Below are 6,431 nucleotides of genomic sequence, written 5' to 3'. Positions count from 1 at the left end.
TGCCAGCGCTTACGCGACCGAGTTCGGCGGCTTCCTGTCTCGTGACGGTCTGGAATGCCTGCATATCTTCGACGGCTCGCTGGAGCGATCCCTACTCAATCTCGCGCCTGGAAAGCCCGTCCCGGATGCCGTGATCGGAGGCGGTACGCCGGCCATCGGCACGGGGAGTGCATGGCTGGAGGTGTCGGGCACGAACTGGATCGAAGTGTCGGCGACTGACTCTCTCAATCAGACGATCTATTCCGTCGTGAAGAGCACCGCCTCCATGGCCGACGACAACAATCGGCCGACATATTGGGCGAACGGCCTGAACTTTCCGGCAAACGGCGAGTCCAATAACTCGTTCGGCAACCGCCTGGTCGTCACCGCCGCGACGGCCGAGCGGTTCGGCGCTGGATTCGGCAACGATACGACCGACGATGAAACCACAACTACATCGGTCGCCGCCACGCACAACATCTGGCACCTGCTTGTTTGCAAGATCATCGCGTCAGGCTCCGGCCAAGGGGTATCGATCCAGAACATCACGACCGGGACGAGCGCCGCCACCGCGACGACCGTCAAGCCTCGCTTCCCTGTGATCGGCCGTTATCGCATCGGTTCGCAACGTCTTGGCGCGCAGATCGCCGGCAGCCAGCAGAAGTGGTGGATGAAGTATAGCAAGGTCACCAATGCTGATGAGGACGCGCGCAACATCGCGCAAATCCGCGAATATCAGCTGAAGCGCTGGGGCATTGTCATCTGAGGATCCCCGCTCTCAGCCATCAACCTTGAGAAGGAAATCCCATGACCACGTCCCGGCGTCACCGCGCATTTGTGCGTGGCGAAGCATGATCGCGCTTTCGGACATGAACCTAATGGGTGGCCGGGTGGTGGCGACGTTCACCGCACGGGTCGGCGACCTCGCGTTGCCAGGCTGCGCGCTCATCCGGCGGGAGGACGGCTACACGCTGTCCGTTCCGCGGATCGGCTCGCCTTCACGCCCGGCGCCGCTCGCGCCGGTGCAGCTGGCGGAATTGGAAAGGGTGGCGGTGGGGATGGTGGGCGTGTCTAGTCGGAGTAACTTCGCTTCTGGTCGACCATCATGCTGACGATCCAAGGCCTTGGCTCGGCATTTTTTTCGTAACCCGGCGCAGGTTCGAAATGTAAGCGCCCACAAAACGAAGTTTCATGCCTTTGCTTGAAAACGTCGTCGTAGAATACGCGAGCAAACCAGTACAAAGCTTTCGTTCCGTTCTGTAGATCTCTGAAGTCCTCTTTAGTGAGCTCCCTGATTCCGAACGCTTCGCCGATTATAAACTCTCCTGCCGCGAGTGCTGCTCGAGGCATATCCTGACCAGGCGCGAGACCTCCGATGTGACCCGTCGTCGATGGCAGGGGGTGTGGAAGTATCTGAAACCCGGAGATGTATGCGACGCTGTAAGCCGGGGACTGTCCGGTGTTCCGTATCTTGAATGTGTGTTCCGGCACAACGTCTGGCCTCACAACAGGCGTCTGCGCATCAATGGCAACGTATGCTCTTACCTGCGCGTGGCCGACTTCTCTATCGGTGAGGATAGCCTGCCGCGTTTGCTTCAGAGATTGCCAGACGAAAGCCAATCCAACAGCGCTGATTAATGTTCCTAAACTCGTAAGCCAGAATACGGCCTGAGCCCAGAAAGCCATATCTTGTTGAGCCTTCAAATCATTGTCGGTGTTAGCCTGCTTTTCGTAGGCTTCAATCTCTCGCGCTACGCATCCTCTGAACGTCTCGGTCGGATCGAGAATGACGTTGCAGCGGGCTGCTATTTCCTCGGCGGCCTTCTTGCGCTCGTCCTCGGAGCGGGTCTTCTCATTGCGATACAATTCCAAGCTTTGCTGATAGGCTGAGAAGGTGCCAAGCATGACGTTTATAACGAGGAGCACCACTATTGCCTGAGTTGTTGCGGCGCCTACTTTGCGACTAATGTCCCAAAACTGCATATTAGCTTTCCACTACCTCCGCCACGTCTGCTTTAGCTCTTGATCAAACCACCATTCAGCCGCGTCATTGGCGCCGCCGGTTGAGCGGAAATCTAGATAGTGCCCATAACCGCTGGCGCGCATCCAACTCGTAAATGAACCGAAACTGGGGTACTCGCGCTGTTGGGGCGTCAGGGTGTCTGCCCATGTGTGGCACAGCGACCGTATCGCTTCCTCCGCTTCGGCTTTTTTCATTGCGCACCAAATTCAATGATTGGTGCAGTGCCTGGCCTCGCCCGATCTTCTGCAGTTTTCCAGATCCTCCAGTGGCGGACCGGAACGGCGTTGCGCTCCAATTCCGCCCTGCCTCCGCCAAGTAGGTCAGCGGTCAAGTATTCGTAATCGTTTGGATTCTGCGGAACATCAAGCCTGATTATGGCGTGGTCGCGCTGGAGGTAGAGCGTGCTTGATTCCACCTCTCCCTGCCGCGGCGCAGGTACAGACCGCGAATCAAGCACGGGTTCTAGCAACCATTCGGTACCAAAAGAGATGCAGTCGTTGTGGCTTCCAAGATTGATATGGGACGGTCGGTCGACTTCTGCAGAAGAGAGTATCCCGACAAGCATTCCACCAATGTGCCCGGTCTCAAGCGTCACGCACAGCGCGCTTGTTTTCCGCAATGGCACGCGAAAAAGCTCGCCTGGTACGGTCTCCCCTACAGTCTTCTGCTGGTAGTTTCCCAATATAACCGGCATCATCCCCTCCCGTCTTTGCTCAACCCTACGGCGAGCGCGGGAGGATGTCGAGGGGCTATGCGGGTGGTGCATTTTTACAATTTTGTCAAAGCCGCTCGTGCAGAGAAACGCCCGCTCCGACGGAGGGCTCCCCGTCTGCAAGGAACGATACTCCAGCAGACGCGAGCGCTCCACGCATCGCAGCTAGGTTATTGGGAACAGGGGTGTGGGTGCCTGTTTCGAAGGACCGCACTGTTGAAAGCCCGACCGTAGCCGCCTTCGCGAGTTCTGCTTGTGTCCAGTTAAGAAGGCCACGGGCAGCGCGGCTTTGCTCGGGTGTCATGCTTTCTCCTCGACGTGGTGGGCGCATCGGTGGTGCGCCGGTCCTCTATGCCAACAAAATAAGTTGGAAGCAACGATTTTGATTGACATGCTTATTGCAACCAATAACGTTGTAATGAACTAAAAACGTCGCGAATCATCGAAGGGGAAATACATGTTAAATGTCGCAACCATCACCACACCCGAAAGACAGCCGCTGGTCGCGCTGAACGACAACGAGAGACCTGATCCCAGAGAGGCCTACCTTGAGTGGCTTGCCATGGAGGCCCGCCTTCTCCGCATCGAGCTCTACGGCGAGGCATGGAGGGAGAGGGAGCTAACGCCCTCGGGAACTGCCGCCAAGACCTTCCACTTCCCCCATGATCGCTCTTGGAAGGACGTGCCACCTCCATCGACGCGCGCCGAACTCGTGCTGGCAATCGTCGGCGCTCTGCCTCGGCTCACCCAGTAATGGCGAAACTACCGCCGAGCTTCAGCATTCAAGCCAATCCCATTCGCTCGGCGCTCTCTGAGGGGCGGACAGAAGATGCCAAGCGGCTGGCGGCCGAGCTTCTGCGGAAGGGAACCGCTGATAGAGTCGTGCAGGGATTAGCCGCGGATCTTTTGCGACCACCCAAGCGACAAAGAGGCAGAAGGAAAAGCCTGCCGCGCTTTTGGTTCGAAATTGGCGAGGTGTTCCACGACTTGAGGCGTGACGGCTTGTCATACGAAGATTCAATCGAGGCCGCTGCCGAGCAATTCGGTTTCAGTGAAAGGCACATCCGGAATGCCGTCGCCTTCTACGACGACTCAGACACAACCTAGCCGGAAAAGAATTGGCATTTGTTTGCCTAAACTGACGTAGCGGAATCGGGCATGTTCTTCTCAACAACAGAGGAGAGCGCCCATGAGTATCCAGGCCATGAGAAGTCCTAAGCCTACGCCCCGCGAGGGTCGTAGAAGACCATGCACCCATGCGCACGAGGAGGAGAGAAGATGAAATTGCCGGCCCGAATTCGTACCCGACGTGAAAACCCTGTTGTGCCACCGCGTTCCGTGTTGGTGGCGCTGAGTCTGATTAAGACCGGGTTGCGGCGCCGACCTCCGACCGCAGCGAACGACAATCTACGGAAAAGCGCATGAACACAGCGCGCGCCGAAGAAAGAGGCGAGCCGCTGCAGGCCGCCAATGACAACTTTCCGCCCGACGCGCCCATACGGCTGGCGGCCATCCTTCCTATGACCTTTCCGTACGGCGGAATGACAGTCAGCGGTCTGCGCAAGGAAGCGGCGCGAGGACGGCTTGTTGTTATGCGCATCGCCGGCAAGGACTTCACTACGCTACGGTCGATCGAGGAGATGAAACAGAAATGTCGCGTTCCCGCAAACCAGCCAGGCTCTGGCTTAGACCGGCCAGCAAAGACAGGGCTGCCGTCTGGATCATCCTCGACGGTGGAAAACACATCGGCACGGGCTGCGCTCAGCTTGATCGTGAGGGAGCTGAAAGAGCGCTAGGGGAACACATAGCTAAGCAGTTCCTGGCAGAGCCGGCCAAACGTCACCGTGCTGCTTCGCAAGTCAGTATCGCCGAGGTTCTCGCGCATTACCTATCGCTGAAGAAAGATACCGCGACACGGCCAAAAGAACTTGCAGCACGCGCTGAAAACCTGATGTCCTACTGGGGTGACAAAACGCTCGATGACATCACCAGCGGCACCTGCGCCGAGTATGTGCGCCAGCGTGGCAACCAAAACGGCTCTCGACGCGAACTCGAGGACCTGCGTGCCGCATGCCGCCAGGCTATTGCGGACAAGGTGACGCGCGAAGCAGTGACCGTGACCCTACCGCCGAAGGCAAAGGGTCGAGTGAAGCATCTCGATAGAGCTACTCTAGCCAAACTGATTTGGGCGGCATACCGAAAGCGCGGCAAGTTCCGCGGAGCGCCCAACAAGCGAAAGCCGACGGTCCACATCGCTCGGTTCACGTTGGCAGCGGTCTACACGGGAAGCCGATCGTCACGCGTCTGGCAGGCGTCCTTCGCCAAGGAAGTCGGCAGGCCATATATCGACCTGGAGGCCGGTGTCTTCTATCGCGCCTGGGAGGGCGAGGTGGTCGCGGGAAACAAGCGCGCGCCACCGATCCGACTTCCCACCCGTCTCCTTGCTCATATGCGTCGCTGGCACCGATTGGGCGCCAAGTACGTTGTCGAATACAACAGCAAGGCCGCGGATCCGAAACGCGCATTTAGAAACTTGGTGGACGAAGTCCTTGGCGAGGATGCGGAAGGTGTTGTGCGGCACACGCTGCGCCATACAGCGGCTACTTGGTTGATGCAGGCGGCCGCGGACAAGTGGGAGGCATCCGGCTATCTAGGGATGACCCTGGAGACGCTGGAGAAGACCTACGGCCATCACCACCCCGATCATCAGGCCGGAGTCGGAGAGGCGTTTACGACGGGGAGGGCAGGGCGCATGAGGTAGGCATTCGTTGCCGTATTCATTGCCGTAATTTTTGGAGGATTTTTCGGGATGAGGCTGAAACGCTGATTTCTCAGTGGTTCAAGCTGGTCGGAGTGGAGTGATTCGAACACTCGACCCCCACGTCCCGAACGTGGTGCGCTACCAGACTGCGCTACACTCCGTGACCAGCGGCGCCTCTATAGAACAGGGTTTTGCCTACGACAAGCGCAAAATATCAAAAAAATTCGCGATCTTGGGGAAAGTGCTGGTGTGCCGGGAAATTTTTCGTGTCGGGCGGAACCGCTTTGCCTTTCCGCCGTTTGCCAGCGCATGGAACAGATCACCGCCGAGCTCTTCGGAAAGACCGAAATTCCCTATCCCGTCATGCTCTTGCGCATGACCGGTGCCATCATCGTCGGGGCAATCATCGGCGCGGAGCGGGAGTATCGCGATCAGGCGGCGGGGCTGCGCACCCATATCCTCGTGGCGCTGGCAGCCTGTGTCTTCGCGCTGCTCTCCATCGAGAGCGTACATATGGCCGGCTTCGCCGACGATCAGGTGCGCATCGATCCCCTGCGCGTCATCGAGGCGGTCACCTCGGGTGTCGCGTTTCTTGCCGCCGGCATGATCGTTTTTTCGCGCGGCGAGGTGCGGGGGCTGACGACGGGCGCGGGTATGTGGCTTGCCGGCGCGGTCGGGCTTGCGGTGGGCCTCGGCTACTGGTTCGTCGCGGTCTTTGCGACGCTTGCCTGCTTTATCGTGCTGTTTATTCTCGGAAAAATCCGTTTCGCCAAGCCGAACGGCCATGAAAAGCACGCGGATAAACCTGAGTGAGCTGAGCCGGCCCCAGCATCGCCGATCGAAATTCTGTTGCTTTACGAATAAATCGCGCCCTATACCGTCTTTCATCAAGGCCGCGCGTTAAACGTGCGTGCGGCTCCGTATCCGGCCGAGTGCGGCGGAGCGGTCGAGGGGCC

The 6,431-nt window shown here is 58.6% G+C and carries 8 protein-coding genes and 1 tRNA gene; 5 read left to right on the top strand and 4 right to left on the bottom strand.

Annotation, left to right across the window (positions count from 1 at the left end; translation table 11 throughout):
• On the top strand, positions 1-745 hold a 745-nt coding region (locus ACOZKU_RS18405), incomplete at its 5' end, for a hypothetical protein (protein WP_421580087.1).
• Between the two features lie 305 nt (positions 746-1,050).
• On the opposite strand, the gene ACOZKU_RS18400 is transcribed toward ACOZKU_RS18405, so the two are convergent.
• From ACOZKU_RS18400 to ACOZKU_RS18390, 3 genes are all read right to left on the bottom strand, one after another.
• Positions 1,051-1,962: a hypothetical protein gene (locus ACOZKU_RS18400; protein WP_421580086.1), complete on the bottom strand. Its 912-nt coding sequence runs from the start codon at positions 1,960-1,962 to the stop codon at positions 1,051-1,053.
• A gap of 230 nt (positions 1,963-2,192) precedes the next feature.
• Positions 2,193-2,699: a hypothetical protein gene (locus ACOZKU_RS18395; protein WP_421580085.1), complete on the bottom strand. Its 507-nt coding sequence runs from the start codon at positions 2,697-2,699 to the stop codon at positions 2,193-2,195.
• Positions 2,700-2,781: 82 nt separating this feature from the next.
• Positions 2,782-3,018, bottom strand: coding sequence for a helix-turn-helix domain-containing protein (locus ACOZKU_RS18390; RefSeq protein WP_421580084.1), 237 nt, complete (start codon positions 3,016-3,018; stop codon positions 2,782-2,784).
• Between the two features lie 153 nt (positions 3,019-3,171).
• On the opposite strand from ACOZKU_RS18390, the gene ACOZKU_RS18385 reads away from it, so the two are divergent.
• The 3 genes from ACOZKU_RS18385 to ACOZKU_RS18375 all read left to right on the top strand — a co-directional run bounded on the left by ACOZKU_RS18385 (position 3,172) and on the right by ACOZKU_RS18375 (position 5,475).
• Entirely contained in the window at positions 3,172-3,468 is a 297-nt protein-coding gene (locus tag ACOZKU_RS18385) for a hypothetical protein (RefSeq protein ID WP_421580083.1), read from the top strand.
• Complete coding sequence (locus ACOZKU_RS18380) at positions 3,468-3,821, top strand: hypothetical protein (protein ID WP_421580082.1); 354 nt, start codon at positions 3,468-3,470, stop codon at positions 3,819-3,821. The genes ACOZKU_RS18385 and ACOZKU_RS18380 overlap by 1 nt, the downstream gene beginning before the upstream one ends.
• A gap of 544 nt (positions 3,822-4,365) precedes the next feature.
• A complete protein-coding gene (locus ACOZKU_RS18375) occupies positions 4,366-5,475 on the top strand; it encodes an integrase (RefSeq protein ID WP_421580081.1) in 1,110 nt (369 codons plus the stop codon).
• A gap of 84 nt (positions 5,476-5,559) precedes the next feature.
• Here the strand turns inward: ACOZKU_RS18375 and ACOZKU_RS18370 are convergent.
• Positions 5,560-5,636 (bottom strand) — tRNA-Pro (locus ACOZKU_RS18370).
• Between the two features lie 148 nt (positions 5,637-5,784).
• On the opposite strand from ACOZKU_RS18370, the gene ACOZKU_RS18365 reads away from it, so the two are divergent.
• Positions 5,785-6,288: an MgtC/SapB family protein gene (locus tag ACOZKU_RS18365; RefSeq protein ID WP_314088278.1), complete on the top strand. Its 504-nt coding sequence runs from the start codon at positions 5,785-5,787 to the stop codon at positions 6,286-6,288.
• The last annotated feature ends 143 nt before the right edge of the window (positions 6,289-6,431 follow it).

The sequence above is a fragment of the Shinella sp. M31 genome, from assembly GCF_049199205.1.
GTDB lineage: Bacteria > Pseudomonadota > Alphaproteobacteria > Rhizobiales > Rhizobiaceae > Shinella.
The sequence above is the reverse complement of the archived record's forward strand: the minus strand, read 5'-3'. Positions and strand labels throughout refer to the sequence as shown.